This window comes from Kitasatospora sp. NPDC049285, assembly GCF_040678815.1.
Taxonomy (GTDB): Bacteria; Actinomycetota; Actinomycetes; order Streptomycetales; family Streptomycetaceae; genus Kitasatospora.
In genome coordinates this window covers 238,547-265,345 of record NZ_JBFAQR010000001.1, presented here as the reverse complement: position 1 = coordinate 265,345, position 26,799 = coordinate 238,547, and the positions used below count along the sequence as shown (strand labels likewise).

Sequence of the window (26,799 nt, the reverse complement as noted above, 5' to 3'; positions counted from 1 at the left end):
TCAGCCGTTGCGGTCGGCCGGCCCGCGGCCGACCCGGTGGAAGCCGCCGCCGTAGAACAGCAGCGCGTCGTCCCCGGTGTTCCAGTCCGAGGCCAGCACCTCGCCGAGGAAGATGGAGTGGTCGCCGCCGTCGTAGGCCTCGGCGAGCTTGCACTCCAGTCGGGCCACCGCCTTGCCGAGCAGCGGGGCGCCGGTGAGCGGTCCCGGCTGCCAGTCGAGGCCGTGGAACTGGGCGGCTCCGAGCGGGCGGTCCCGGCTGGCGAAGTACCGTGCCAGCTGCTCCTGTTCGGCTCCGAGGACGGAGACCGCGAAGCTCCGGGTGGTGGTGATGGCCTGGTGCATGACGGCGGTGCGGGCCACGCAGCACAGCACCAGCGGCGGTTCGAGCGAGACCGACGTGAACGAGTTGGCCGTCATCCCGTGGACCTGTTCGCCGCCGGTGGTCAGCACCGTGATGCCGGTGGCGAACCGGGACATCGCCTCCCGCAGGGCCGCCCCCGAGGTGGCGGGCGGCTGCGGGGAGCGCGGCGCCGGCACGGTGGTGCCGGCCCGGGGATGGCCGCTCATCACGCCCGCCCGGGGGCGGCGGCCGCGGCCAGGGCGCGGGCCGCGGCGGCGTTCTCGGCGTACGGCACCAGGGCGCGGCGCAGTTCCTCCGGGACCCGGGCGGGGACGGTGGCGGTGTTGGGTCCGCGCATGCAGGCGATCCGCTGCCGCCCGCGGGCGACCAGGTTCTCCTGGTCGTCCGCGACCCGCAGGTAGTCGAAGCTGAACTGGATCTGGGTCTGGGTCAGCTCCTCCAGCCGCATCCGGATCGACAGCTCGTCGAACGCGGTGATCTCGGCGAAGAAGTCGCACTCGACCTTGAGGGTGAACAGCTTCAGGTCGTCCTGCAGGTCGGCGAGCACCTCGGGGGCCCGCTCCTTCAGGAACATCTCCCGGCAACGCCCCTGCCAGCGCAGGTAGTTGACGTAGTAGACGTTGCCGACGAGGTTGGTCTCCTCGAAGCCGACGGTGTGTCGGATCTCGTAGTAGCCGGTCATCGGGCCTCCCTTCCGGCGAGCACCGCGAACACGGTCTTCTCGTCCCGGTCGTTGATGGTGGTCACCCAGGTGGCGATCCGGGCGTCCCCTGCGGAGAGCAGGGCCCAGCCGTCCGGGTGGACCTTCTCGACGGTCAGGGCCTGGCTGGTGGCGCCGGCCTTGCGCAGGCACTCCAGCGCGCTCCAGACCCGGGTGGCGGAGATCGCCGGGTCCTCGCCGGCCTCGGCGGCCAGCAGGTCGCGGACCGGGAGTTGGGCGGCGCCCAGCAGTCCGGCCCAGTCCTCGGCGGTGCGGTCGAGGACGGCTTCCAGGTCGCAGGCGAGGCGGCCCTGGCCGACCATGGCGAGGGTCATGCCCTGGGCGTGCGAGGCGGTGACGGTGTGTCCGTCGACCTCGGGCCGCCCGTCGGGCCGGTGGCGCAGTTCGGCGGGCCGGCCGAGGGCCCGGCTGACGGCGGTGGAGGTGCCGGCCCGGCGCTCGTCGGCGGAGGTGATCGGTGCGGCCTGCGGTTCGAGGACCACCGCGCGGCTGCCGCCGAGGACCTTCTCCAGCGAGCGCTCCAGGTAGGAGCCGAGCATCGACGGGACCCAGGGCCCGGCGCCGTCGCGCTTCTGCACGGCGACCAGGGTGAGCCCCTGCCAGCGCTCCACCAGGGTGCCGTCGGGGGTGCGGACGTCCAGGTCGTAGACGTAGGTGTCGCCGTCCTGGGAGCGTTCGCGGGCGTCCAGCAGCACGTACTCGGTGTCCTGGGCGGCCCGTTCGGCCAGCCACAGCCGCTCGATGCGCTGCGGCAGCAGGGTGGCGTCGGGGACGCAGCACTGGATGCCGTGCATCATGGCGTCCCGGGTGCCGGGGTCGGCGAGGCGCTGTTCCTGCGGGAGGAAGGCGCCGAACCAGGGGGCGGGCGCGGCGGTGCCGATCTCGGCGAGGGCGTGCCGGGCGGAGGCCCGCCGGTAGCCCATCACCCGCTGGAACCGCTTGCCCTGGAAGAGCACGCTGCCGTACAGCTCGGTGACCGGGTCGACCGGGACGGGCGGCAGTTCGAACTCCACCGGCACCGGGGTGGCCGCGAGTTCGGGCCGGGGGTAGCGCAGCCGGGCCCGGAAGTGGTCGGCGGCGTACCCGGTGGACTCGGTGCGCAGCACCACGTCGACGGTGCCGGGCTCCTGGACGAGTGCGGCGATCCGCACGGTGGCGGTGGTGCCGGGGCGGACCACCACCGGCCGCTGGAACTCGACGTCCTCCAGCAGCGGCGAGCCCTCGTTGCCGCTGACCGCGGCGGCGACCTGGGCCATCGCCTCCATGCCGAGGACGGCGGGGAAGAGCAGGTCGCCCTGGAGCTGATGGTCGCTCAGGTACGGGTCGCTGCCCTCGGAGAGCTCGGCCTCGGTGATCAGTTCGATGCCCGGGTAGTGCGCGACCACCCGCTCGACGAAGCGGGCGAGCGGCAGTTCGCGGCGTTCCAGGGCGAGGGTGGGCAGGCCGGCGGCGCGGCCGGAGACCACCAGCACGGGGCCAGCGGCGGGGTCGGCGAGGATGTCGCGGAGCACCTGGATGCCGTTCTCGGTGGAGATCGGGGTGATGCCCTCGCGGATCAGCGCCTCGACCACGCCGAGCCGCTCGCCCATGCCGGCGCCGGACCACACCGACCATTCCAGTGCGAGCGCCCGGGAGTGCGGGTTCTCCTGCTGGAAGCGGACGGTCAGTTCGGTCATCCAGTCGTTGGCGGTGGAGTAGTGCGCCTCGCCGCGCAGTCCGGCCCGGCCGATGATCGAGCCGAAGGTGATCAGCAGCTTGATCCGGGCCGGGTCGACCGCGGTGAGCACCGCCTTCAGGCCGTCGATCTTCGGGGCCAGGGTGCGCGTGAAGTCCTCGGCGGTGAGGCTGCCGAGCGCGGCGGGCTCGTTGCGGCCGGCGCCGTGCAGGACGGCGGTGACCTGGCCGAGCTCGGTCTCCAGCCGCTCCACCGCGGCGGCGACCTGTCCGGCGTCGGTGACGTCGGCGCGGTCGTAGCGGAACCGCAGCCCGGCGGCGGTCATCCGGGCCAGGTTGTCGGCGAGTTCGGCGTCGGCGGCCGGGTCGGCGCGGCCCAGCAGGGCGAGCGCCGCGCCGGAGTCCTGGGCGATCGCCATGGCGCACTCGGCGGTGATGCCCTTGCCGCCGCCGGTGACCAGCAGGACGTCCTGCGGGCCGAGCGGGGAGGCGCCGTCCGCGGTGGCGGGCAGCGTCGGCCGCAGCACCGGGACGGTGCGCCGGCCGTCGGCGTCGTAGCGGACCTCGGCGAAGCCGTCGGTGGCGGCGGCCTCGGCGACCACCCGGGCCACCGACTCCTCCACCTCGGTCGTCAGCTCGTCGAGCTCGACCACGGTGACCGGGATGTCGGGGTGCTCCAGGTGCAGGGTCTTGGCGAAGCCGGAGGCGCCGAGCCGGCGCTGGGCGACCACCAGGCGGCTGTTGTGCTCCAGCACCACGCGCCCGGCCTCGACGAAGAGCTCGGCGTGTTCGCTGCCGCACTCCTCGGGCAGGCAGAGCAGCACGCCGTCGCCGAGGCCCGCGCCGGCCAGCGCCGCGCGCAGCGGTTCGGCCAGCGGGTGGCCCGGGGTGCTGACGGCGGTCCACTCGGCGGCCGGGGCGTCCGGCAGCAGGACCGGCACCAGTTCGGCCGGGACGTACTCCAGGGCGAACGGCCGCACCCACGGCGCGACTCCGGGGACCTCCGCCTCGGTCGTCCCTCCGTCCTGTGCGGTGGCCGCCAACTGGTCGATCAGGTCGGCCAGTTCGCCGAGTCGCACGGTGGCGAAGTTCGGCGTGGCGGCGAGCACGGGGTGGCCGAGCGCCCGGGTGACGTCGTTGACCAGCTGGCCCACCGTGATCGAGGACAGGTGCAGGTCGTCCATCGGGTGGGTGTCCGCGGTGACGGACTCCGGCGGCAGTTCGACGCGTTCGGCGGTGAGCCGGCGCAGCAGTTCCAGGGTGGATTCGCCGCCCGCCTCGGCCTGCCCGTCCTGACCGGTCGTCACCTCGACCGCCTCGTAAGCGGCGAGGTCGAGGTCGAGGGCGGGCGCGGTCTCGCACGGGCTGGCGAGGAAGGACATCTCGCCGTCCTCCGGCAGCGGCCGGATGACGCGGTCGGCGTACAGTTCGCCGGCGGCGACCGGGACGCCGAGCACGTAGGCGGCGCCGGCCACCCGCAGCAGCGCGCCGAGCGAGCCGCTGTCGGTGTCGACGGCCAGCACCGGGCGGTCCGGCGCGATCTCGGCCAGCAGGCCGGAGAGCACCCGGCCGGGGCCGACCTCGACGGCGAGGTCCGCGTCGGCGACCGCCTCGGCGGCGGCCTCGTGGAAGCGGACCGGCAGCAGCACCTGGTCGCGCAGCACGGTGCGCAGGTCGGCGGCGGCGTCGAGCCTGGTGCCGGTGACGGTGGAGGCGACCGGACGGTCCGGGGCCTGGAAGTCGACGCCGGCCAGGTGCTCGCCCATCGCGACCGCGGCCTGTTCGACCAGCGGCGAGTGGAAGGCGTGCGAGACGTTCAGCCGGGTCGCGGTGGTGCCCTCCGCGGCGGCCCGGCGGACCACCTCGTCGACGGCCTCGGCCGGACCGGAGACGACGGTCTGCCGGGGGCCGTTGTAGCCGGCGATGACCACGTCCTGGCCGGCGGCGAGCCGCTCGGCCTGCTCGGGCGTGGCGGCGAGGCCGGCCATCGCGCCGCCGCCGCGGCTGGCCTGGGCCATCACCCGGCCGCGCACGGTGGCGAGCTCCAGCACCTGGCGCTCCGTCATGGCACCGGCCCAGTGCAGGGCGGTGAGTTCGCCGAGGCTGTGGCCGACGGCGGTGGCGGCCTGGATGCCGAGCCGGTCGAGCACCCGCAGCGCGGCGAGCGAACCGGTGACGATCCGCGGCTGGGCGAACTCGGTGGCGACCTGGTCGTCGCCGGCGGGCAGTGCGGCGTACAGCTCCTCGGCGGCGGCGAACCGGTTGCGCAGCGCGCCGGTGGTGCCGCGGCCGGAGCCCTGGCCGGGGAACAGGTAGGCGATCTTCGGTGCGGTGCGGGCCCGGCCGAGGAAGACGCCCTCGCCGGTGGAGAACGCCTCGCGGGCGCCGGAGTCCAGCAGGGTGACGAGCCGCTCCAGCCCGCGGACGGCGTCGTCCGGGGAGGTCGCGACGATCGCGGCGCGCACCGGCGCACCGGTCAGACGCTGCGTCAGCTGCGCGGCCAGGTCCGCCAGTTCGGCCATCGCGAGCTTGGCGGTGACGGCCAGCAGGCGTTCCGCGTCGGCGCGCAGCGAGGCCGGGTCGGCGGCGTCGAGCAGCAGCAGTTCGGCGTCCTGCCGGCCGGCCACCAGGCGCTCGGTGCCGGCGTCCAGGCTGGTGCGGCGTTCCGCTCCGGGGGCCTGGGTGACGGCGATGTGGGTGTTGATGCCGCCGAAGCCCATCGCGGACACGCCGGCCCGCACGGGCTGGTCGGCGGGCCAGAGTTCGGCCCGCCGCGGGATGTACATCGCGGCGTCCTCGCCCTGCAGCTTCGGGTGGGTCGCGAAGTGGCCGGTGGCCGGCGGGATCACCTGGTGGTGGACGGCGAGCGCGGCCTTGATCAGGCCGGCGACGCCGGCGGCGGCCTTGGTGTGCCCGAAGTTGCCCTTGACGGTGCCGAGGGCGGCCGGGCGGGCGGTCGGGTCGGCGCCCCGCCGGGCCGAGGACAGCGCCTCGATCTCGGTGGCGTCGCCGAGCGCGGTTCCGGTGCCGTGGCCCTCGAAGTAGGAGACGCTCTCCACGCCGTAGCCGGCCCGGCCGTAGGCGCGGGAGATGGCGAGGCGGTGGCCGCCGGCCTCGGGCCGGGTGATGCCGCCCTTGCCGTCGGAGGAGATGCCCCAGCCGGCGATGGTGGCGTAGATCCGCTTGCCCTGCGCGAGGGCGTCGTCCTCGCGCATCAGGACCAGCATGCCGGAGCCCTCGCCGGGCCAGAAGCCGTTGGAGTCCTTGTCGTAGACCTTCATCTCGCCGGTGGCCAGCGCGCCGGTCTTGGCGAAGCCGATCACCTCGAACGGGTCGATCGACAGGTCGACGCCGCCGGCCACCGCCACGTCCAGGTCGCCGTCGTCCAGCGCCTTGGCGGCGGTGACCACCGACAGCAGCGAGGACGAGCAGGCGCCGTCGACGGTGTAGCCGCCGCCGCGCAGGTCGAAGTAGTTGCAGATCCGGCCGGCGATGGTGTTGGCCAGGCCGCCGGCCAGCGAGTCCTCGTCGATCGCCGGGAACGGCGCCTTGTACTGGACCTCGAGGCCCTTGAGGAAGGTCGCGGTCTCGGTCTCGTCCCAGCCCTGCCCGGCCAGTGCGGCGGCGACCGTGCGCCGCACGTACGGCCAGCGCAGCCGCATGATGTTGGCCCGGGAGAACTCGCCGGTCAGGCTGTTGCCGACGACCACGCCGGTGGCCTGCCGGGGCAGTCCCTCGCCGTCCGGGAAGCCGGCGTCCGCGAGCGCCTGGGCGGCCACGTCCAGCGCCAGCCAGTGCGTCAGGTCGGTCGATCGATAGGTACTTCCGGCGACACTGTATTTGATCCGGTCGAACTCGAAATCCCGCAGAACCGCGGCCTTCGACGCGTAGAAGCGGTCCGGTGCATTGCGGTCCGCCGACCAGTAGTCGGCATGGTTCATGCGTTCGTCCGGCAGCCTCCGGAATGCCCTTCGACCACCCAGAACGTTTTCCCACAGTTCACCCGGAGAATTCGCGTCCGGATAGCGGAGGCCGATTCCGACGATAGCGATCCGCTGACTGCTCATATATTCACCGCCCCCTGGAGATGAATTGCCGGCGGGTCTCACTGCGCCCCTTATACCGATCAAGCCTGCGCCCGACGCCCGCCGGATGCCATCTTCCGGAGTGCTTTCCCCCTCCACCGGGGGGTCTCGCCAATTCCATAACGCCGTGATTCCACTGCGCCGGGATTCCATAACGCCGTGATTCGCCGGGGCCCGGCATTCCATAACGGTGTCATCACGGCCGCCGGGATTCCATAACGCCGTGATTCCCGATTACCCGTCAGGGCGCACACGACGGAGCCCCCGCCGGTCGGCGGGGGCTCCGGGGCCGCGCTGCGGGCCGCTGACGGCCCGTCAGGCGGCGGCCAGCCGGGCGCCCAGCTCGCGGGCGGCCGACAGCGCCGCCCAGGAGGTGAGCTCGATCAGCGGCCGATCGCCGGCGTGCTGCCGCCGGAACGCGGCGATCAGCTCGTCGTCGACCTGGTAGGCGGCGATCGCGGTGAGCAGCGCCAGCCGTCCGGCCGGGCGGTGCTCCTCGGGTAGCCCGGCGACGGCCCGCTCCACCCAGCCGCGGCTGATGCCCGGCGGGCGGCCGTCCCAGGCGGCGAGTTCGGCGGCCAGCAGCTGCCGGACGGGGTCGGCGACGGAGCGGTCCGCGGCCTGCTCGGCGACGGCGGCGGCGCGGGCGAACGCCCCGGCGACGGTCGGGGTCGCGGCGGCCCAGCTCAGGTCGGCGGGGAGCGGCGCGGAGGGCAGCAGGTCGAGCGACCCGCCGGCCACCGGGGGCTGCCGGACGCCCTCCCGGACGATCCGGCCGAGCACCGCGGCGAAGATCCGGCGGGCGGCCGCCGGGGCCTTGTCGGGGACCGGCTGGGCGGCCAGGAACAGGCTGACCATCCGGTTCAGGTAGTGGAAGGTGACGGCGGTGCCGACCAGTTCGGGGGTGTGCGCGGCGGGGAACGGCGGTGCGCCGCCGCCGAGCCGCAGCCACTCGGCCGACCCGTCGAGGGTCTTGGCGGCGTCCGCCTCGGGCAGCAGGGCGGCCAGCGCCGCGCCGTGCACGGTGACGCAGTAGGGGCACTCGTTGGCGGCCGACACGGCGGCGGCCACCGCCTCCTTCTCGGCGCGCCCGACCCGGCCGCCCGCGACCAGGGTCTCCCGCAGGATCACCCAGGCCGCGGCGAGCACCGGCGGGGCGGGCGCGTGCAGCGCGATCGGCGGGGCGAGCAGGCCGAACTCCCGCTCCACGTCCCGGTAGACGGCCGCCACGTCGGGTCCGGCCCGGCCGGGCCGGACCGGGGCGACGTGCCGGATCTGCGCCAGCGCCCGGCGCATGGCCGGCCGCAGCAGGGGTGAGGTCATGACGCACTGCCTTCCTGCGCGGCCGCTCCCGGCCGCACGGGGTCGGGAACTGACGGACCCTCGGAACCGGTCCGCCGGGCCGTCCGACCGGAGCCGCTGGACGGCTCCGGCCCGGGGACGGCCCGGCGGGTGGTGGTGTCGCTGCGGAACGCCGTGCCTAGTCCCGCATCAGCAGCGGGAGCTGGGACTGGACGCCGCGCCGGCCGCTGGTGGAGCCGTCCGGGGAGGGGGCGCCGTAGCTGACCTTGACGCCGCGTTCCTGGGCGGCCTTGACGATGCCCGGGATGGCCCGCTCGGCCAGCGCCGAGATGGTCAGCGCCGGGTTGACGGTGAGCGCGCCGGGCACCGCGGAGCCGTCGGTGACGAAGATGCCCGGGTGGCCGCGGAGTTCCTGGCGGTCGTCGAGGGCCGAGGTGGCCGGGTCGTCACCGATCCGGCAGGAGGCCAGCGGGTGGACGGTGTAGGCGCCGACCACGTCGTTGGTCCAGGGCATCACCTTGGCCAGGCCGTCGCGCTCCATGATGTCCTTGACCACGGCGTCCGACTCCGCCCAGCCGCGCAGGGTGTTGGCGGTCGGCCGGTAGCTGATGGTGCCGCGGCCGAGCATCTGCTGGGAGATCCGGTCGGCGTTGCCGCGGGCCGGCGGCGGGCCGAAGACTCCCTCGTTGTCGTCCTCGACCATGGTGAAGATGGTCAGCCAGGACTGCCACTGCTTGACCAGTTCCTTCTTCTCCTTGCCGAACCAGCTCGGCCCGGTGGCGTCCGGCACCTGCGCCAGGATGGTGCCGAAGCCGGGCGGGAAGTACAGCTGCTCCAGGGAGAAGCGGGAGTGCTCGGGCAGCGAGCCGTCCAGGTTGTCCCAGCTCGCGACGACCGGGCCCTTGCCGATCTGGTTGGCCGCGTAGGCCTGGCCGTTCTCGCGCTTGAGGCCGAGCAGGTTGGCGGCCTTCTCCTCGTCGATGATGGCCGTGTTGAGGCGCTCGCCGTTGCCGGAGAAGTAGCGGCCCACCGCGTGCGGCATGGTGCCGAGGGTCGCCTCCGAGCGCTGCAGGATGACCGGGGTGGCACCGGCGCCGGCCGCCAGGATGACGATCTTGGCGTCGATCGCCCCGGAGTCGGTGTGCACCCGGTAGTCGGTGTCGTCGATGACGTTGTAGTGCACCCGGTAGCTGCCGTCGTCCAGCCGCTCCAGGTGCTGGACCTCGTGCAGCGGGCGGATCTCGGCGCCGTGGGCGAGCGCGGCCGGCAGGTAGTTGAGCAGCAGCGAGCGCTTGGCGTCGAACTTGCAACCGGCCATCATCCAGTTGCAGTTGGTGCACAGGCTGCGGTCGACGGCGGCCGGCACCGGGTTGGCGGTGCGGCCGGCGTGGTTGCAGGCCGCGGCGAACAGGCCGCCGGCGTAGGTGACGTCGTTCCAGTCCTGCTGGGTGATCGGCAGGGCCTCGACGACCCGGTCGTACCAGGGGTCGAGGGTGTCCCGGTTGATGACGCCCGGCCACATCCGGCGGCCGATGCTGCCCTGGCGCTCGAAGACGAAGCGCGGGGCGCGCGGCATGGCCGCGAAGTACACCACGCTGCCGCCGCCGACGCAGTTGCCGCCGAGCAGGCTCATCCCGTCGCCGACCACGAAGTCGAAGATCCGGGTGTAGGAGGAGCCGAGCAGGAAGTCGTGCTCGAAGTCGTCGGCCTCCAGCCACGGCCCGCGCTCCAGCACGGTGACCTTCGCCCCGCCGGCCGCCAGGTGGTAGGCGGCGATGGCGCCGCCGAAGCCGCTGCCCACGATCAGGACGTCGGTGCTGTCGCCACGGGTCATGCGGGGCTCCCTGTGGGTGTGGTGTCCGGGTGGAGGTCGGCCAACTGCCGTCCGTAGGAGAAGGCGGGGAAGCGCCACAGCCCGTCGGTGTCCGGCTGCGAGAAGCCCATCGCGGCCAGGCCCGGGTGGCCGTTCGCCATCGCCTCGGAGGTGTGGATGTGGGCGCCGGTGTCGAAGGCCATGTTGCTGAACAGGGTCAGCAGCACCCAGAGTTCCTTCTCCGGGTGCTCCGGCGCGACCAGCGAGCGGACCAGCGCGGTGCGGTCGTCGAATTCCAGCGCGACGAACGGCGGCACGTCCTGATCGAGCGTCAGCCCGTGCTCGTCGGCGTACGCCAGGGCGTGCCCGTTGAGCGCCTCGGTGTAATTGTCGAGCGCGTCGGAGACTCCGGTGGCCGGGGTTTCCAGCAACGCGACGGCGCCGGCCTCGACCGCGCCGCCGCCCGGGGCGACACCGGCCACCGCACGGTCTTCGGGGGATCGTTTTTCGCCGGGCACGATCGTGTCGGCGAAGGCCTCAAGTGTCATGATCCGGTCAGGCCGGTCATCTGGGGTACCCGCACGCACGGGCGCCTCCTCAGCTCTCGATCGGGTAAGCGGGTCGCATCGCGGGGGCGCCCAAACCGCTGACGCGACTCCAGCATCATGCTGAGCCCGCCCGCCCTGGGGCACCTTCGGCGTTGCTGAGGCTCTTCAAACCTTCCCCCCCGGTATGACCGGTTTTCGAGCATCGGCGGTGAACGCCCCATCGAGCGTTGCACTTGGCATGTGCGCCCTGCTACGGTCGTCAATCGTTATCGCCGCGATATCTTCGGCGCCTTTTCCACCCAGAGAGGACTCTCAAGTCGTTCGCTCTGGCATCTCCGACAACAGCCGTCACATGGCTGCGAACCGTGTCCCCCATCCGGTGTCGGAGTGGCACGTCGCCATACCCGTGGAGACCCTGGAGGCGAAATGAAGACAGCCATCGAGCAGGCCGTGATCAGGGCCATCGATACCATGCACGAGAACCTCGGTGAACTGCTGACCATTGACGATATGGCGCAGGCCGCGATGTACAGCAAATTTCACTTCTCCAGAGAATTCCAGCGGGTCACCGGGGTTTCGCCCAGGCGTTTCCTGTCGGCCATTCGCATCGAGGCGGCCAAGCGGTTGCTGCTGGAAACCGATTCCACCGTGACCGAGATCAGCCACCGGGTGGGCTACAACAGCGTCGGGACGTTCAGCTCCCGGTTCGCCAGCAGCGTCGGGGTCTCCCCCACGATGTACCGCCAACTCGGCGGCTACACCGAGCAGATCGTCGTGGACTCGCGCCGCCGCTCGGCCGCCGGGTACTCCACGGTGCGGGGCGAGATCCGCGCCCAGATCGCGGACGAGCTGGGCCGGGTGTTCGTCGGGCTGTTCCCGACCCGAATACCGCAGGGGAGGCCGGCCGCCTGTACCGTCCTGCCCCGCCCCGGACACTTCACCCTCGACCGGGTGCCCCCGGGCACCTGGTACCTGCTCGCCCACTCGGTGCCGGCCTCCTGCGACGAGGTGCTGACCGGGGACCGCGAGGTCTTCGTCGGCTCGATCGGCCCGATCGAGGCCCGGCCGAACGTCCCCCTGCTGCCGATCGAGCTGCGGCTGCGCCCGATCCGCGCGCTGGACCCGCCGGTGCTGCTGGCCCTGCTGGACGTCCGCTCGGCGGCGTTCGAGGCGATCGCCGCCATGGAGCAGGACCACCCGGTGGCGGACGTCGGCTGACCCTCCGTCACAGCTGCGGCGGGACGGGCAGCCGCCGACATCTGCTGACCGGCCGTCGGCCACCCGACTGAGCGTCAGATCCGAGTGAGGGAGCGTCAGAGGCGGGGCCCGTCCGGCCGGTTGGCCGGACGGCCCCCGCCTACGCACTGCCGCATGGCCCTGCACGGGCCCGCATAGCCCTGCAGAGCGCCGCCCGGGCCCCGCTGGGGCCCGGCCCACGTGGAAGCCCCCCGCAGCAGGCTGCGGGGGGCTTCCAGGTGGGCCCGGCGACGGCCGCGCACCCAGCGGCCGCCGGCGGAGAACGGGGCGTCAGCGCGCGGCGTGGACGGTGACCGGCATGCCGCCGCCCATCCGCAGCGACAGCATCGGCTCGGCCACCACGCGGTGGCCGGGGACCTTGGCGAGCCGCAGGTCCCGGGCGATCAGGGCGACCGTGAAGGTGGCCTCCATCAGCCCGAGGTGGTTGCCGACGCAGAAGCGCGGGCCGGCACCGAAGGGGATGTAGGCGTAGCGCGGGCGGTCGTGCGAGCGCACCGGGTCGAACCGCTCCGGGTCGAACTGGTCCGGGGCGTCCCAGAATCCGGGGTGCCGGTGCAGGGTGTAGGGGCAGATCAGCACGTCGGATCCGGCCGGCACGTGGTAGCCGCCGACCTCGTCGTCGGCCTGCGACAGCCGCGGCAGGATCCACACCGGCGGGTAGAGCCGCATGACCTCCTCCAGCACCATGCCGGTGTACTTCAGCTTCGGCAGGTCCTCGAACTCGGGCAGCCGGTCGCCGAGCACCTCGACGGCCTCGGCGTGCAGCCGGTCCATCACCTCGGGGTGACGGTCCGCCAGGTAGAAGGTCCAGCCGAGGGTGGAGGCGGTGGTCTCGTGGCCCGCCAGCAGCAGGGTGACCAGTTCGTCGCGCATGCGCTGGCGGCCGACGGCGGGGTCGGCCTCCTCGCGGGTGGAGACGATCAGCCGGCTGAGCGCGTCGTCGCCCTGGTCGGCGCCGGGGCGTGCCATCCGGTCGGCGACCAGCTGGTCCACCACGACCTGCAGGCTCTCGCGGGCCTGGCGGGAGCGCCGCTGCTTGGCCAGCGGCACCCACTCCGGGACCATGCCCATGGTGACCATGTCGAACATCGCCTGGTCCTGGACGGCCTCGAAGTCGTGGCCGACCGACTCGAAGGCGGCGAGGTCGACGTCGAGCAGGGTGCGGCCGAGCACGCCGAGGGTCAGGCCGGTCAGCTCGGTGGTCAGGTCGACCGGTCCGCCGCCCTCGTGCGCGCGCAGCCGGCTGACCAGCTTGGCGGCCTCCTCGGCGACCACGTCGGCCTGCTGGACGATCCGCTTGTGCTGGAACGCGGGCTGGATCAACCGCCGCTGCTTGCGCCAGAGTTCGCCCTCGCTGGTGAGCAGCCCGTTGCCGAGGGCGCGGCGGGCCTGGATCAGCCCGATGCCCTTGTGGTAGTTGGCGGCGTTGTCGGCGAGCACGTGCTTGGCGTGGTCGGGGTGGTTGAAGAAGTACAGCGTCTTCGGGCCGATGTCGATCTTCACCGCGTCGCCGTACTCGGCCCCGGCGAGGCGCATCAGCGCGAGGCGGTCGCCGGCGAGCTTGCGCAGCAGGCCGAGGGCGGCGGTGCGCGGCGGTCCGGGCGGCACCTTGCGGGTGGCGGCGGCCACGGTCAGCACCCCCCGCGGGCGACCAGCGCGTCGGCGATGGCGCGCCGCCAGACCTCGTAGGCGGGCAGGCCGTCGCGGGTGTCCAGGGTGATGGTCTCCTGGGTGATCCGGGCGGCGTCGGCGGCCTCCAGGCCGCACAGCACCCGGGTGGCGAGCTCGGTGTGCGGCATCATGTTGCCGGCCTTCAGCCGGGCCTCGGCGGCGAAGGCGCTGCCCTGGGCGAGCAGCGGGCGGTACTCGCCGGCCCGCTCCTTGAAGGCGCGCAGTTCGCGCTCGTCGACGCCGCCGGCGTAGGTGGCGGCGAGGCCTGCGCCGGCCCACATGTCGGCGTGCCGGGTGCTCGGGTACTTCTCGATCATGGTGGCGACCAGGTCGGGGTCGGTGCCGCCGACGAACCACAGCGCCCGGCCGACGCCCTGGTCGATGGCGTTGCCGGTGTAGGCCGGGGTGTCGTGGGCGGGCCACGGGAAGTCGGTGTCGCGGTACTGCTCGTGGACGTACTTGGCGGTGCGGAAGTACGCCTGGTGGAAGCCGTAGCCGTCGAGCACCAGCCAGCGCAGCAGCGGGTCGAGGGCGTCGATGTCGGGCCAGCAGAACTTGGGCAGTCGCGCCATCGCCCAGCCGATGCCGACGTAGACCATGTAGACGTGGTCGCCGCCTCGGCCGGCCAGGAAGCGCTCGACGTGGCCGCGGCCCTGGGTGGGCAGGCCGTCGAGCATGGCGAAGCCCATTCCCGCGCCCTCGTAGGCGAAGCCGCGGAAGCGGGCCGGGATCTTCTCCAGGCTCGCCTCGGCCTCGGCGGAGGTGCTGGAGGCCATCGCGTATCCGTAGCCCTCCAGGAAGCGGCTGCCGACGGACTCCAGCAGCTGCTTCGCCTCCGGGGTCTTCTCGTGGAAGCCGCGCTTGGCGAGCAGGGTCTCGGTGGTGCTCGGCGTCAGCAGGCGTCGCCGCAGCGACAGGAGTGCACTGGCCATCGCCATCTCCCCTCGGGTAGTGGTCTGATCGGGTGTCAGTTCGCCAGCCGGGCGTGCAGCCTGCTCCGCCACAGCTCGTAGGCGGGCCGGTCGGCGCTGCCCGCACCGGCTTCGACGGCGCACTCGTCGGCGAGCGCGGCGGCGGCGGGGACGGTCAGCCCGGTGAGCGCGGCGCAGGCCGCCGCGCTGTGCTCGGGGACGTGCCCGGCGTAGTGGCGGGCCTTGGTCGCGAAGACCGAGCCCTGGGCGAGTTCGGCCCGGTGCAGGCCGGCCTCGGCGTGCAGCACGTCCAGTCCGGCGGCGTCGCTGCCGCCAGCGAAGGTGGCGGCCAGGCCGACGCCGCTCCACAGGTCAGCCTGCCGGCTGCCGTCGAACTTCCGTACCGCGGAGCCGACTTGTTCGGGGTTGCCGCCGTTGATGAACCACAGCGCCCGCCCGATGCCCTGGTCGACGGCCCGGTGGAAGTAGCCGGGTGCGCCCTGCCACGGGTACGGGGCGGGGCGGCGCTGCTCGTCGATCCAGCGGCGGGTGTGGAAGTACGCGAGGTCGAAGCCGTAGCCGTCGACCGCGAGCCAGCTCATCACCGGGTGGTAGGGGCTGCTCAGCTCGGGCAGCACCTTCTTCCACACCGGCCTGGGCAGCCGGGCCATCGCGAAGCCGATGCCGATGTACGCCAGGAATATGTGCGGCTTGCCGGGGCCGTCGAGCAGGTCCCGGGTGCGGTGGCCGCGGCCCATGGTGTCGAGGATGGTGAACGCCATGGTCGCGCCCTCGTAGGCGAAGCCGCGCTGGTCGGCGTCGACCAGCTCGAGGCGGCGTTCCACCTCCCACTGGCTGCGCGCGTCGATGCCCCACTCGAATCCGCAGACGACGGCCTGCGGGACGGCCTCCAGCCGCCGGGTGGCGGGGGTCGGCGTCACCGGGAAGCCGCGTCCCTCGAAGGTCACCGATGCGAGCGACGGCGCCAGCAGCAGCCGGCGCAGCGATCCGAAAGTGGTCGGCACAATGCCCTCCCTGCCCGGCCGCCCCGAGTGACGGCCCCTCCATGCTCGCGGAGCGCCGGACGGCGACGCATCTCCGCGGTTGCGCCGGGCGGCCGGGGGCGTCTTCGGGCTTGCCGGGCGGGCCGGGCCGCGTTGTCGCGGGCGGCATGTGCAGGGTGCAATTACTGGCCCGTGGAGCGTTTCTGAGGTGGGATCAGTTCCGCGTTCCCCAACCGTCGACCCTAAGGAGTACGACAGATGACGTCCCGTCAGAGCCAGGCCGAGGCACCGGCGCCGGAGCACTGGGAGCGGGTGCCGGGCGCGCTCGCCTACCGCCGGGCCCGGCAGAACGTGACCGCCCTGCTGCAGGCCCGTCCGGAGGCGGCCGGACTTCCGGTACCCGCCTGCCCGGGCTGGACCGTGTCCGACGTGGTGGGGCACCTGGTGGAGGTCGGCCGCTCGTTCGCCGCCCAGGACCCGGTCGACCTGTGGCTGGTGCCGCACCAGCAGGTACCGGGCCTGGCCGGCCTGTTGGAGGAGTGGGAGCGGCTGGAGGAGCCGATCATCCGGGTGCTCGGCAACGCGTGGGAGCTGCGGCACGCGATGCTCACCATGGACGCGTTCACCCACGAGATCGACGTCCGGTTCGCGCTCGGCGAGCCGGTGCCGGTCGACCATCCGAGCTACCCGACCTCGATCGACCTGGTGGTCCGGGGGCTGGCCAACTCGGTGCGCACGCACGGGCTTCCGGCGGTGCGGCTGGCCACCCCGGGCGCCGGGTGGGTGGCCGGGGACGGCGAGCCGGCCGTCACCGTGACCGGGCACCGGCACGACCTGCTGCGCTCGCTGACCGGGCGGCGCACCGCCGAACAGATCGCCGCGCTGGAGTGGAGCGACGCGCCGGAGGCCTGGCTGCCGGCCTTCACCTGGGGGCCGTTCACGGTGCCGAGCACCGCCAGCGAGCCGCTGGCGACCGGGAGCTGACGGGGGGTGACACGCGGCGGGGCCGCCACCGCTGGAATGCGGTGGCGGCCCCGTCTCCCCTCCGGGTGGCGGTCGGTCAGGCGGCGACGGCGCCGGTCTGGTTGGTGCTCTCGACCCGCGCGGTCTGCTGGGTCGGGGCCCAGGACGCGGCGGCCCGGCGCTTCTGGATCAGGTGGGCGACCCACCAGCCGAGGCCGCGCAGCAGGCAGACCAGGCTGGTGGCGAAGAACAGCGTGTAGACCACGTTGAAGACCATCAGGATGGCGTACACGAAGGCGACCGAGGAGCCGAACATGAACTGCGCCATGCCCTTGGTGGGCGTGGTGCCCGGGTCGCTGATCATGTAGTTGGTGAACAGCACGAAGGCCACACCGGTCATCACGCCGAGCGCGGAGAACAGCGAGACGTCCCAGATCCAGTGGCGGAGGAACGCCTGGATGGCGAACGCGCCGAGCCAGCCGACGATCAGCGGGGTACGCTTGGTGAGCAGCGCGTTGATCACGGTGCCGGCGGTGGCGATGATCAGCGGGATCATCACCCGGAAGTAGGTGTTGGCGTTCTCGGTGAACTGGTACGGCGGGGCGATCGAGAACCACGAGCCGAAGCACAGCAGCAGCACGGTGATCCCGAAGTTGGACGGGTTCATGAAGTGCCGCATCCGGCCGGCCACCGGGGCCTGCAGGGCGTGCTTGCCGCCGACGCCGATGATCACGCCGAAGATGATCGGCAGCAGCTGGTTGTTGCCGTACGTCAGCATGTTGACGGCCAGTGCGGTGATGTGGGCCGGCAGCAGGAACTCGTACAGGCCCCGGAAGCCGCGGCCGGTGAAGCGCGGCGGGCGGCGGTAGGCCCAGGAGCTGATCATCTCGAACACCAGCTCGGCGGTGTAGCCGGTGGCGACCGCGATGAACGGCCACAGCCAGGGCTGCTCGAAGCCGAGCAGCGTGTAGCCGAAGGTGTTGAAGACGCTGATGGAGATGGCGAAGTTGCGCAGCGCCAGGTAGCGCGGATCGGGTTTGGGCTTGGCGGCCGGCGCGGGCGCCGGGGCCGTGGTGGCGGGTTGGGCTGTCGCGGTCATCGGGTCGTAACCTCCTGGGCGGCGTCGCCGTTCAGCATCAGGGTGTGGGTGCCGGGGTCGAGCTTGAGGGTCTTCTCGTGCATCCCGGAGGCGTCCCGCCAGCACACCATCGCGTCGACCGGGCCCATGTAGCTGCCGAGGCCGAAGTGGACGTCGAAGGAGCGGAAGCCGCCGTGGCCGCCGCCGCCGTCGAGCTGGGAGACCTGGGTGCCGTTCGGGGTGGTGACCTTCACCGTGGCGCCGTAGGCGGGGATGCCGGTGCCGGCCAGGCCCTGGCCCGCGGTGCTCTTGTCGGTGGGGTGGAACAGCCGCAGGTTCAGGTAGTCGCCCACGCCCGGCGAGGTGTTGGCGTAGAAGGCGGGCGGGCCCCACTGGCGGGCGACCGCGAAGTCCAGCACGCCCTTGCCGGTGGTGTCGCCGGTGGCCAGCGCCCGGGTCGGGATCTTCACGTCCAGGCCGAGCTGCTCGCCGATGTTGGTGTACTCGCCGCCGTCGGTCTTGGCGTAGAAGGCCAGCGACTCGTCGCCGGCGATGTCGTCGCCGGGCTGGACGTTGGGCCACATCGCCGGGTTGGAGAGCAGGTCGTCGTTCATCATGGCCATCTCCTGCAGCCACGGCCAGCGGTCGATGTCGCCCTTGACGAAGCCGTCGGTCTGCACGACGGACAGGTCGCCGCTGTTGTTGAAGTCGGCCATCTTCACGTCCCAGCCCCAGCCGGTCCAGGCCATGCCGTGCTCCTGGGCCTCCTGCTTGAACGGGGCGACGCCGTCCTCCAGCTTGGCCTTCATGTCCGCCTCGTCCTTCGCCTTGTTGATCCAGACGAAGTTGGACTCCTCCAGGCCCCAGGCCACGGTGATGTTGCTGACCACCATGTCGAAGTTGCCGTTGTGACCGAGGTCGCCGAAGTCGACGCCCATGCCCTTGAACGAGCCGTTGCCGAGCTGGAAGGACTTCGGGGTGCCCGGGTTGCGCTCGCCCTTCGCCTCGGAGAAGCGGATCTTCCCCGGCGTGGAGCGGTTGTACAGCAGGTGGCCGTGGCCGAAGTCGTTGGCGATGTACAGCTCCGGCAGCGCGTCACCGGTCAGGTCGGCGCCGGAGACGGCCAGCGTCCAACCGGTGGACAGCGCGTACGGGATGGCGTCCTTCTCCTCGATGTACGAGGCGGTCGGCGCGGTGCCCGACGTCGCGTCGTACCAGCGCAGCACGTGGTCGCCGCCGGCGTTCTTGGCGTTGGACAGCGAGGTGTTCATCACCACGTTGTTCAGGCCGTGCGGGTCGAGGACGTCGGAGTCCGGGAAGTAGTTGCCGATCACGATCGCCGGGTGGCCGGAGCCGTCCAGGTCGCCGACGTACGCGGCGTCGGTGTTCCACCGCGGGCCGTGGTACTTGCCGTCCAGCGACTCGCTGGCGACCAGTTCGCGCGGCTGGTAGGCGGTCGGGCTGAGCGCGGTCGCGTCCGACTTGGCCAGGAACAGGATCGGGGTGCGGCCCCAGTACGTCACCAGCAGGTCGGTGCGACCGTCACCGTTGAAGTCGCCCGGCGTGCAGCCGGTCGGCGCCATGGTGTTGTCGATCGGCAGCGGCGCCGCGTCCAGCGTGAACGGCGTGAACTGGTCGGCCTGCCGCGCGGTCGGCGTGTAGGTGACCACCACCGCGTTGGTACGGGTGTCGACGATGCACATGCCGTCGGCCAGACCGTGCCCGGTCAGGTCGTTGATGGCGATGCTGGCGCCGACCGAGGAGATCCAGGACCGGATCTTCTGGTACGCCGGATTGACCTCGCGGACCGTCGCCATCGGCCGGTTCTCATAACCCGGCGGCATCGCGATCGGCATTTCCTTGAAACTGTACTTCTTGGCGACCGCGTCCCCGTCGGCCGCCGCCACCGAGGTTCGGACCGTGAAAAACAACGAGACGGCGACGAGAATCACCGCCAGGCCCGGAATCAGTTTTCGGAATCGCTCACGAGAAGCCACCGAGTTCCCCTCTCCACTGGTCAACGTGGTCCATAGCTCGCGCCGTGCGCACGGGCGCGGTGAATCCCTCCGGCTGTCTGGAAATCGACGCACCCCGGGAATCCGCAGCTGCACGACCATGACGAAGGAGAACCGCGACTCCACTCGCCAGGCTCACGGTTGAGGATGCCCGGGGCCCGGGACGGCGGCTTCTTCCGCGTTGCTCACCGGACGCTCCGTGCAGGCAGCGCCCCCTTCTTCAGCACTCGGGAATAAATCCGCGAGCCCTTTGCGCGCCTACGCTCACCAGTGACGAAGGGAGGGCGCGCATCATGGCGCAGCACGCACCGGCCCGCCTCGGGCTGCGGGCAATGGCGGACCTGGCGACCCCGATGGCGGTCCGCACCGCCGCCACGCTGAGGGTCGCCGACCACCTCACCGGGGAGCCGCGCACCGCCGCGGACCTGGCCGCCGCGATCGGCGCGGACACCGACGCACTCGACCGGTTGCTGCGGCACCTGGTCACCCTCGACCTGCTGGTCCGCGACCGCGAAGGCCGCTACGGCCTGACCGACTTCGGCCAGCAACTGCGCGACGACCATCCGGCCGGCCGCCGCAAGTGGCTCGACATGGACGGCGCCGTCGGCAAGGGCGACCTGAGCTTCATCGACCTGCTGCACACCGTCCGCACCGGCGACCCGGCCTACCCGGTCCGCTTCGGCCTCGGGTTCTGGGACGACCTGGCCGCCGACCCGGCGCTGTCCGCCTCCTTCGACGACCTGATGGGTCATCACCAGGAGCTGGACAACCCCGAGTTGATGGACCTGTTCGACTGGGCCGCGCTCGGCCACGTGGTCGACGTGGGAGGCGGCAGCGGCGCGCTGCTCGCCGCCCTGCTCGGCGCGCACCCCGAACTGCGCGGCACCCTGGTCGACCTGGCCGGCCCGGTCGCCGCCGCCCGTCGGCGCTTCGCCGAACTCCGGCTCGCCGGACGGGCCGAGGCGGTCGAGGGCAGCTTCTTCGAGCAGCTGCCGGCCGGCGCGGGCGGCTACGTGCTGTCCGCGATCATCCACGACTGGGCGGACGAGCCCGCGGTCGCGATCCTGCGGCGGTGCGCGGAGGCGGCCGGCGAGAAGGGCGCCGTCCTGGTCATCGAGGCGATCGGCGCGGACGGCGAGTCCCCCAGCACCACGATGGACCTGCGGATGCTCGCCTACTGCGGCGGCCGCGAACGCGGCCTGGACCAGCTGCGCGCCCTCGGCGCCCGGGCGGGCCTCGCGGTCCGCGCCGTGCACCCCTACGGCTACATGTCGGTCGTCGAGTTCCGCGCCGCCTGATCCGCCGAACCGCAACGCGAGAGATGACCGGCCACCGCCGGTCGGACCACGATGCAACCAACCGACCCGCTACGAACGAGAATTGGGGATCCCCATGACGACCACCGCAGACCAGCAGGCCGTCGGCGCCGTCCCGCAGCGGATGATCGCCGCCTGGGCCGACAACGACGCCGTCGCCTTCGCCGCCCTGTTCGCCGAGGACGGGACGATGATCCTGCCCGGCGACATCTTCCAGCAGAGCAGCACCGAGATCGAGCAGTTCATGACCGCCGCCTACGCGGGCCCGTACAAGGGCACCACCGTCTTCGGCGCCCCGCGCTCGGTCCGCTTCCTGAACGCCGACACCGCCGTCCTCGTCACCCAGGGCGGCGTCATCGCCCCGGGCGAGACCGCCGTCGCCCCCGACCGCGAGATCCGCGCCACCTGGGTCCTCGCCAAGCAGCCCACCGGCGAGTGGAAGATCGCCGCCTACCACAACTCGCCCGTCCGCATTCCCTCCTGACCTACACGCCCCGGCAGGGGCGCGGGGAACTGCGCGAGCAACCACTGAACGTCAGAGATCCGCCCGAGGAGGGAACCCCCCGCCTCGGGCGGATCTTGCTGTCGGTGTCCTTCCGCTCCGCGCAGTTCCCCGCACCCCTGACGGGGCACCTCCCGGGGCGCACAAAAGAGCCGGCCGGCCCTCCCCCGGAGGGGAGAACCGGCCGGTCGTGGGCTGTCGTGGGTCAGGCTGCGACGGGGACCGTCAGGGTCTCCAGGACGTGGCCGGACAGCGCGGAGACGGTCGGCTTGGCCCACAGGATCGTGGGCGGGAGGTCCAGGCCGAAGCGGCGCTGGAGGCGCACTCGGAGGGCGACCGTCATGACGGAGTCGACGCCGAGTTCGACCAGCGGACGCTTGAGGTCGACGTCGGCCGGGTCGAGGTTGAGCTCGGCCGCGACCTGCCCCCGCACCTCGTCGGTGACCTTGGCCAGCGCCTCCTCCTCGTCCAGCCCCTCGACGGTGAAGAGCTGTCCGGTCGCGGGCCCGGCCGCGTCGTCGGAGACCGTCAGCTCCCGGAACATCGGCAGCTTCGGGCTGTGCGGCGGGGTCGGGATGACCCGCAGGATCGCCTGGTAGGAGGCCTGGAACCGGTCGCCGAAGGCCCAGGCGCGGAGCGCTTCGGAGGTGGAGACGGCTTCCAGGCCACGGGAGTTGGCCTCGAACATGGTGGTGGCGATGTCGGCCGAGAGGCCGACGCCGCGCCAGGCCGTCCAGCCGAGGCTGACGGTGTCGTTGTGGCCGCCGGCGTTGCGGTGCGCGGCGAGCGCGTCCATGAAGGAGTTGGCGGCCGCGTACGAGGTCTGGCCGGAGAGCCGGGCGAACTGGCCGCAGGAGGAGAACAGGACGAAGAAGTCCAGCGACCCGGGCGGGAACATCCGGTGCAGCACCAGGGTGCCGTCCACCTTGGGAGCCAACACGTCGCGCAGGCCGTCGAGTTCGACCTTGTCGACGAGCGCGTTGTTGACCACGCCGGCGGCGTGCACGATGCCGCGCACCGGCGGCAGGCCGAGCGCGCCGGGGGCGAGCGCGGCGGCGACCGCGTCCGCGTCGGTGATGTCCAGGCCCAGCGCCTGGACGGTGACGCCGAGGGACTCCAGGGCGAGCACGGCGTCGATCTGCCGGCGCACCTCGGGGTTCTCGACGCTCGCCCACTCGGCGCGCGGCGGCAGGCCGCGGCGGCCGACCAGGAGCAGGCGGCGGGCGCCGCGTTCGACCAGCCAGCGGGCGACCTCCAGGCCGAGGGCGCCGAGACCGCCGGTGATCATGACGGTGCCGCCCGGGTCGCACTGCAGCGGGGTGCCGTCGGCACTGCGCTCGATCCGGCTGAGCCGGGCCGCCTGGGTGCCCTCGGCGGTCAGCGAGATGACGTCCTCCTGGCCGGCGGCGGTGCGCAGGACGGTGAGCAGCTGGCTGCCGGTGTCCTCGCCGAGGTCGGTCAGGTCGACGGTGCCGCCCCAGAGTTCGGGGTGGTCGCCGGCCACGATGCGGCCGACGCCCCAGAGCGGGCCGTGGGCGACGGTGGCCTCCTCGCGGGCGTCGCGGACGCCGTTGGTGATGGCCCAGATCCGCTGCGGGGCGAGCTCGGCGTCGGCGTGCAGTCCGGCGAGCCGCTGGACGGTGCGGATCAGCGTCCAGGTGGAGCGCTCGGTGGCCCGTTCCAGGCTCTCGTCGCCGTCGACGAGCGACGGGGCGACCAGGACCGCGCCGGGCCGGGAGAACAGGTCGGGCCGCAGTTCGCCCTCGGCGTCGGGGCCGAGTTCGACGCTGGGCACGCCGGCGATCTCCAGCTGCTTGGCGAGTACCGCGGTGACGTCCGGGTCGCCGATCAGCACGGCCTGCTCGACGGCGGCCAGCTCGGCGGCCTCCTCGGGCAGCGCGCGCCAGACGATCTCGTGCACCAGGTCGCGCGGCAGCACCGCGGTGCCGAGGTGGTCGACGGCCGCGAACTTGAGGCCGAGCACCTCGCAGATGATCTCGCCGTGCTCGTCGCCGACGTAGACGTCCACGGTGTCCAGCGGGGAGCGCGGGGAGCGGACCGAGTAGACGGTGACGGTGGCCGGCGGCTCGCCGCGCCAGGCGACCTTGTCGATCGCACGGCTCATCCACAGCGTGGTGGCGTCGCCGGGCGAGACCACCATGGCGCTGATGGTCAGCGCGCCGTCGATGACGTGCGCCCAGCTGGTGGCGCGGGTGGCGGGGGCGGGTTCGATGGTGAGCAGCGAGAACTGCTCGCGCTCGTCGTAGCGCAACTCCTGGAAGTCCCAGGGGAAGGCGTAGCCCTCGACGCCCATCCGGGCGAACATCTCGTCGGCCTTGGTCAGGGTGCCGTGCGGCAGCCGGCTGCGGATGCCGGCCATGTCGATCCGGCCGGTGGGCTGCGCGGCGGAGAAGTCGAAGGCGGCGGTGGTGTGGGTGATCCACTCGTCGCCGTCGGCGTCGGCCGCGTCGGCGAGCCGGGTGGACAGCGACAGCGCGCGGCCCTCGCGGACGATCTGGACGATGCGCGGCGGCTGCACGGCGAGCGGGGTGCGCAGCACGATGTCGGTGAGCGCGGGCGGCTCGTCCTGGCCGGCGGCCAGGGCGAAGGTGTTGATGATGGAGGCGGCGGGGGTGACCTCGACGCCGACCAGGCCGTGGCTCTGCGGGTAGGGGCGGACGTCCATGTCGAGGCGGGTCTGCCAGACCTGCCGGGCCGGGGAGCCGCTGACCGTCATCCGGCCGCCGAGCAGGCTGTGGCTGAGCGGGTCGTGGCCGGCGCCGAGGCCGGCGGAGCCGGTCTGCTCGGGGAAGATCCAGTACGGGCGGTGCTGCCAGACCGCGGCGGGCATCTCCAGCGGAAGGCCGGTGCCGTGGTCCGCGGTCCAGTCGAACTCGGCGCCGTGGCAGTGCAGGACGGCCAGGTTGCCGAGCAGGGTCTCCACCTCGTCGAGGCCGCGGCGCAGCGTGCCGGCCACGGCGGCGTCCTCGATGCCGTGGTGCAGCAGCGTCTCGGTGACGGAGTGGGAGACCACCGGGTGCGAGGAGATCTCCAGGAACAGCCGGTAGCCGTCGGCCGCGGCGGCCTCCACGGCCTCGGTGAAGCGGACCGGGCGGCGCAGGTTGGCGGCCCAGTAGTCGCCGTCCCGGAGGTCGGCGCCGCGCGGGTCGTCCAGGGCGGTGGAGTAGAGCACCACCGCGGGCTGACGCGGAGTCAGCTGCCGTGCGGCGGCCTCCACTTCGGCCAGCACCTCGTCGACCTGGCTGCTGTGGAAGGCGATGTCGGAGTCGACGCTGCGCACCCACAGGCCGGCCTCGCCCCATTCGGCGACCAGCCGTTCGACGGCGGCGCGGTCGCCGGAGACGACGGTGGAGTCGGGGGCGGCGGAGATCGCGGCCTCGACACCCTCGATGCCGGTCAGGCGCTGCGCGGCGTCGGCGAAGGACAGGCCGACCATCGCCATCGCGCCGCGCCCGTCGAGGCGCTGCAGGGCGGCGGCCCGGCGGCAGGCGAAGCGGGCGGCGTCCTCGAGGTCGAGGGCGCCGGCCGCGACGGCGGCGGCGATCTCGCCGACCGAGTGGCCGATCACCGCGGCGGGTTCGGCGCCGCGCGAGCGCCACACCTCGGCGAGGCCGATCTGGACGGCGAAGGTGAGGGCCTGGATGTGCGCGGCGGTCCACGGGCCGCCGCTCTCCAGGGCGGTGCGCGGGGTCCAGCCGAGCTCGGCCTCGAAGACCGCGCCGAGGGCGTCGATCGCGGTGGCGAACACCGGTTCCTCGGCGAGCAGTTGACGGCCCATACCGGACCACTGGGCGCCGTGGCCGGAGAACACCCAGACGGTCCGGCCGGTGTTGGCGGTGGCGGTGCGGGCGGTGGCGATGCCCGCGGCGCTGCCGCCCTCGGCGAGGGTGCGCAGGCGCTCGGCGAGCTGCCCGGTGGAGGCGGCGGTGATCGCGGCCCGCTGGGCGAGGTGGGAGCGGCGCACCGCGAGGGTGTGCCCGATCGAGGCCAGGTCGGCCTCCTGGTGCTCCGTCAGCCAGTCGGCGACCGAGCCGGCCAGGTCGCGCAGACCGGCCTCGGAGGCGGCGGAGAGCGGGAAGACCGCGGGCACCCGACCGGCGCGGGCGGGCGGCTCCGGCGCGGCGACCGGGCTCTCCTCGAGCACCAGGTGGGCGATCGAGCCGCCGACGCCGTAGGACGAGACGCCGGCCCGGCGGGTGCGGCCGCCGGCCTGCCACGGCTTGACGCCGTCGATCAGCCGCAGGCCCACGCCCTGCCAGTCGACGTCGGAGCGCGGCGCGGTGTGCAGGCTGGGCGGCAGCTGCTCGTGCTGCATGGCGAGCACGGTCTTGATCACGCCGGTGATGCCGGAGGCGCCCTCGACGTGGCCGACGTTCGGCTTGACCGAGCCGATCAGGCAGGGGTCGGCGGTGTCCCGGCCCTCGCCGAACACGGCGGCCAGCGCGACGAGTTCCTCGCGGTCGCCGGTGGGCGTGCCGGTGCCGTGCGCCTCGATGTAGTCGACGGTCGTCGGGTCGACGCCCGCCCGGGAGTAGATCTGCCGGAGCATGTGCTCCTGGGCGCTGCCGTTCGGGGCCATCATGCCGTCGGAGCGGCCGTCCTGGAACACGCCGCTGCCGCGGATGATCGCCTTGACCGGGTTGCCGTCGCGCAGCGCGTCGGAGAGGCGCTTGAGCACCACCACGCCGGCGCCCTCGCCGCGGCCGTAGCCGTCGGCGTGCTCGTCGAAGGCCTTGCTGCGGCCGTCGGGGGACATCGCGCCGGCCGCGTAGAGCGCCACGTTCAGCGCCGGGGTGGCCATGATGTTGAGGCCGCCGACGATGGAGATCGGGGTTTCACCGGACATCAGGCTCTGCGCGGCGATGTGCAGCGCGGTGAGCGAACCGGCGCAGGCGGTGTCGACCGCCATGCTGGGTCCGCGCAGGTCCAGGAAGTAGGAGACCCGGTTGGCTATGCCGTAGAAGGTGGTGCCGTTCACCGCGTAGGCGCCGGTGAGCGGGATGTCCTCCAGCAGCCGGCGGCCGTAGTCGTTGGTGTTCGCCGCGACGTAGACGCCCGCCTCGCTGCCGCGCAGGGTGTGCGGGGCGACGCCGCCGTCGGCGAGCGCCTCCCACGCCAGCTCCAGCATGAACCGCTGCTGCGGGTCCAGGAAGTCGGCCTCCCGGGGGGAGATCCCGAAGAAGTCGGCGTCGAAGCCTTCGATGTCGTCGAGGAACGAGCCGCGCTTGACGGTCTCCCGGATGATCGCGGTCGCCTGCGGGCTGCCGGCGGCGTAGGACTTCCAGCGCTTCTCGGGCATCTCGCCGACGGTGCTGCTGCCGTTGACGAGAAATTCCCAGAACTTCTCGGGAGAGTCGAGGTCCGGGGCGTACCTGCAACTCATGCCGATGATGGCGATCGCTTCTTCGAATTCTGCTTTCTCCGCCAAGTCCTCGCTCCTCTTCAGCTCACCGAACGGAAACGACGCGAATCTGAATCGGCGATCGCCACATCCGGCATGTAGCCCGTGGCGGAATTCCCGCCCTTCGCGTGTGCTTGGGAAGAGCCCACCCGACGG

General features: G+C 72.8%; 16 protein-coding genes. 4 read left to right on the top strand and 12 right to left on the bottom strand.

Annotated elements, in window-relative coordinates:
• The 6 genes from AB0K51_RS01125 to AB0K51_RS01100 form a co-directional block, all read right to left on the bottom strand.
• On the bottom strand, positions 1 to 567 hold the full coding sequence (locus tag AB0K51_RS01125) for a flavin reductase family protein (RefSeq protein ID WP_363449080.1): 567 nt from the start codon (positions 565 to 567) through the stop codon (positions 1 to 3).
• Complete coding sequence (locus AB0K51_RS01120; RefSeq protein ID WP_363449078.1) at positions 567 to 1,043, bottom strand: acyl-CoA thioesterase; 477 nt, start codon at positions 1,041 to 1,043, stop codon at positions 567 to 569. Before AB0K51_RS01120 ends, AB0K51_RS01125 begins: the two co-directional genes overlap by 1 nt.
• On the bottom strand, positions 1,040 to 6,823 hold the full coding sequence (locus AB0K51_RS01115; RefSeq protein ID WP_363449076.1) for a type I polyketide synthase: 5,784 nt from the start codon (positions 6,821 to 6,823) through the stop codon (positions 1,040 to 1,042). Before AB0K51_RS01115 ends, AB0K51_RS01120 begins: the two co-directional genes overlap by 4 nt.
• A gap of 333 nt (positions 6,824 to 7,156) precedes the next feature.
• Positions 7,157 to 8,164, bottom strand: a complete 1,008-nt coding sequence (locus AB0K51_RS01110) for a carboxymuconolactone decarboxylase family protein (protein ID WP_363449074.1) — start codon at positions 8,162 to 8,164, stop codon at positions 7,157 to 7,159.
• Between the two features lie 157 nt (positions 8,165 to 8,321).
• Positions 8,322 to 9,977: a GMC family oxidoreductase gene (locus AB0K51_RS01105; protein WP_363449072.1), complete on the bottom strand. Its 1,656-nt coding sequence runs from the start codon at positions 9,975 to 9,977 to the stop codon at positions 8,322 to 8,324.
• Complete coding sequence (locus AB0K51_RS01100) at positions 9,974 to 10,504, bottom strand: DUF5987 family protein (protein ID WP_363449070.1); 531 nt, start codon at positions 10,502 to 10,504, stop codon at positions 9,974 to 9,976. Before AB0K51_RS01100 ends, AB0K51_RS01105 begins: the two co-directional genes overlap by 4 nt.
• A 426-nt stretch (positions 10,505 to 10,930) precedes the next feature.
• Between AB0K51_RS01100 and AB0K51_RS01095 the strand changes: the two genes are divergently transcribed.
• Positions 10,931 to 11,722: an AraC family transcriptional regulator gene (locus AB0K51_RS01095; RefSeq protein ID WP_363449068.1), complete on the top strand. Its 792-nt coding sequence runs from the start codon at positions 10,931 to 10,933 to the stop codon at positions 11,720 to 11,722.
• A gap of 309 nt (positions 11,723 to 12,031) precedes the next feature.
• Here the strand turns inward: AB0K51_RS01095 and AB0K51_RS01090 are convergent, their stop codons facing one another.
• The 3 genes from AB0K51_RS01090 to AB0K51_RS01080 are packed head-to-tail and all read right to left on the bottom strand — an operon-like array spanning position 12,032 to position 15,368.
• Positions 12,032 to 13,396 carry a cytochrome P450 gene (locus AB0K51_RS01090; RefSeq protein WP_363449340.1) on the bottom strand — a complete coding sequence of 455 codons (1,365 nt, stop codon included), beginning with the start codon at positions 13,394 to 13,396 and terminating at the stop codon, positions 12,032 to 12,034.
• Positions 13,393 to 14,364 carry a DUF1702 family protein gene (locus AB0K51_RS01085; protein WP_363449066.1) on the bottom strand — a complete coding sequence of 324 codons (972 nt, stop codon included), beginning with the start codon at positions 14,362 to 14,364 and terminating at the stop codon, positions 13,393 to 13,395. The genes AB0K51_RS01090 and AB0K51_RS01085 overlap by 4 nt, the downstream gene beginning before the upstream one ends.
• Positions 14,365 to 14,399: 35 nt before the next feature.
• On the bottom strand, positions 14,400 to 15,368 hold the full coding sequence (locus tag AB0K51_RS01080) for a DUF1702 family protein (protein ID WP_363449064.1): 969 nt from the start codon (positions 15,366 to 15,368) through the stop codon (positions 14,400 to 14,402).
• Between the two features lie 237 nt (positions 15,369 to 15,605).
• On the opposite strand from AB0K51_RS01080, the gene AB0K51_RS01075 reads away from it, so the two are divergent.
• Positions 15,606 to 16,331, top strand: a complete 726-nt coding sequence (locus AB0K51_RS01075; RefSeq protein WP_363449062.1) for a maleylpyruvate isomerase family mycothiol-dependent enzyme — start codon at positions 15,606 to 15,608, stop codon at positions 16,329 to 16,331.
• 76 nt (positions 16,332 to 16,407) lie between these two features.
• On the opposite strand, the gene AB0K51_RS01070 is transcribed toward AB0K51_RS01075, so the two are convergent.
• Both AB0K51_RS01070 and AB0K51_RS01065 read right to left on the bottom strand, forming a co-directional pair.
• Entirely contained in the window at positions 16,408 to 17,409 is a 1,002-nt protein-coding gene (locus AB0K51_RS01070) for an enediyne biosynthesis protein (RefSeq protein WP_363449060.1), read from the bottom strand.
• Positions 17,406 to 19,244 carry a CRTAC1 family protein gene (locus AB0K51_RS01065; RefSeq protein WP_363449058.1) on the bottom strand — a complete coding sequence of 613 codons (1,839 nt, stop codon included), beginning with the start codon at positions 19,242 to 19,244 and terminating at the stop codon, positions 17,406 to 17,408. Before AB0K51_RS01065 ends, AB0K51_RS01070 begins: the two co-directional genes overlap by 4 nt.
• A gap of 452 nt (positions 19,245 to 19,696) precedes the next feature.
• Here AB0K51_RS01065 and AB0K51_RS01060 point away from each other — a divergent pair, with 452 nt between their 5' ends.
• A complete protein-coding gene (locus AB0K51_RS01060; protein ID WP_363449056.1) occupies positions 19,697 to 20,701 on the top strand; it encodes a methyltransferase in 1,005 nt (334 codons plus the stop codon).
• A gap of 94 nt (positions 20,702 to 20,795) precedes the next feature.
• Positions 20,796 to 21,203, top strand: coding sequence for an SgcJ/EcaC family oxidoreductase (locus AB0K51_RS01055; protein WP_363449054.1), 408 nt, complete (start codon positions 20,796 to 20,798; stop codon positions 21,201 to 21,203).
• Positions 21,204 to 21,426: 223 nt separating this feature from the next.
• Here the strand turns inward: AB0K51_RS01055 and AB0K51_RS01050 are convergent, their stop codons facing one another.
• Positions 21,427 to 26,670, bottom strand: coding sequence for a beta-ketoacyl synthase N-terminal-like domain-containing protein (locus AB0K51_RS01050; protein ID WP_363449052.1), 5,244 nt, complete (start codon positions 26,668 to 26,670; stop codon positions 21,427 to 21,429).
• Positions 26,671 to 26,799: the final 129 nt, after the last annotated feature.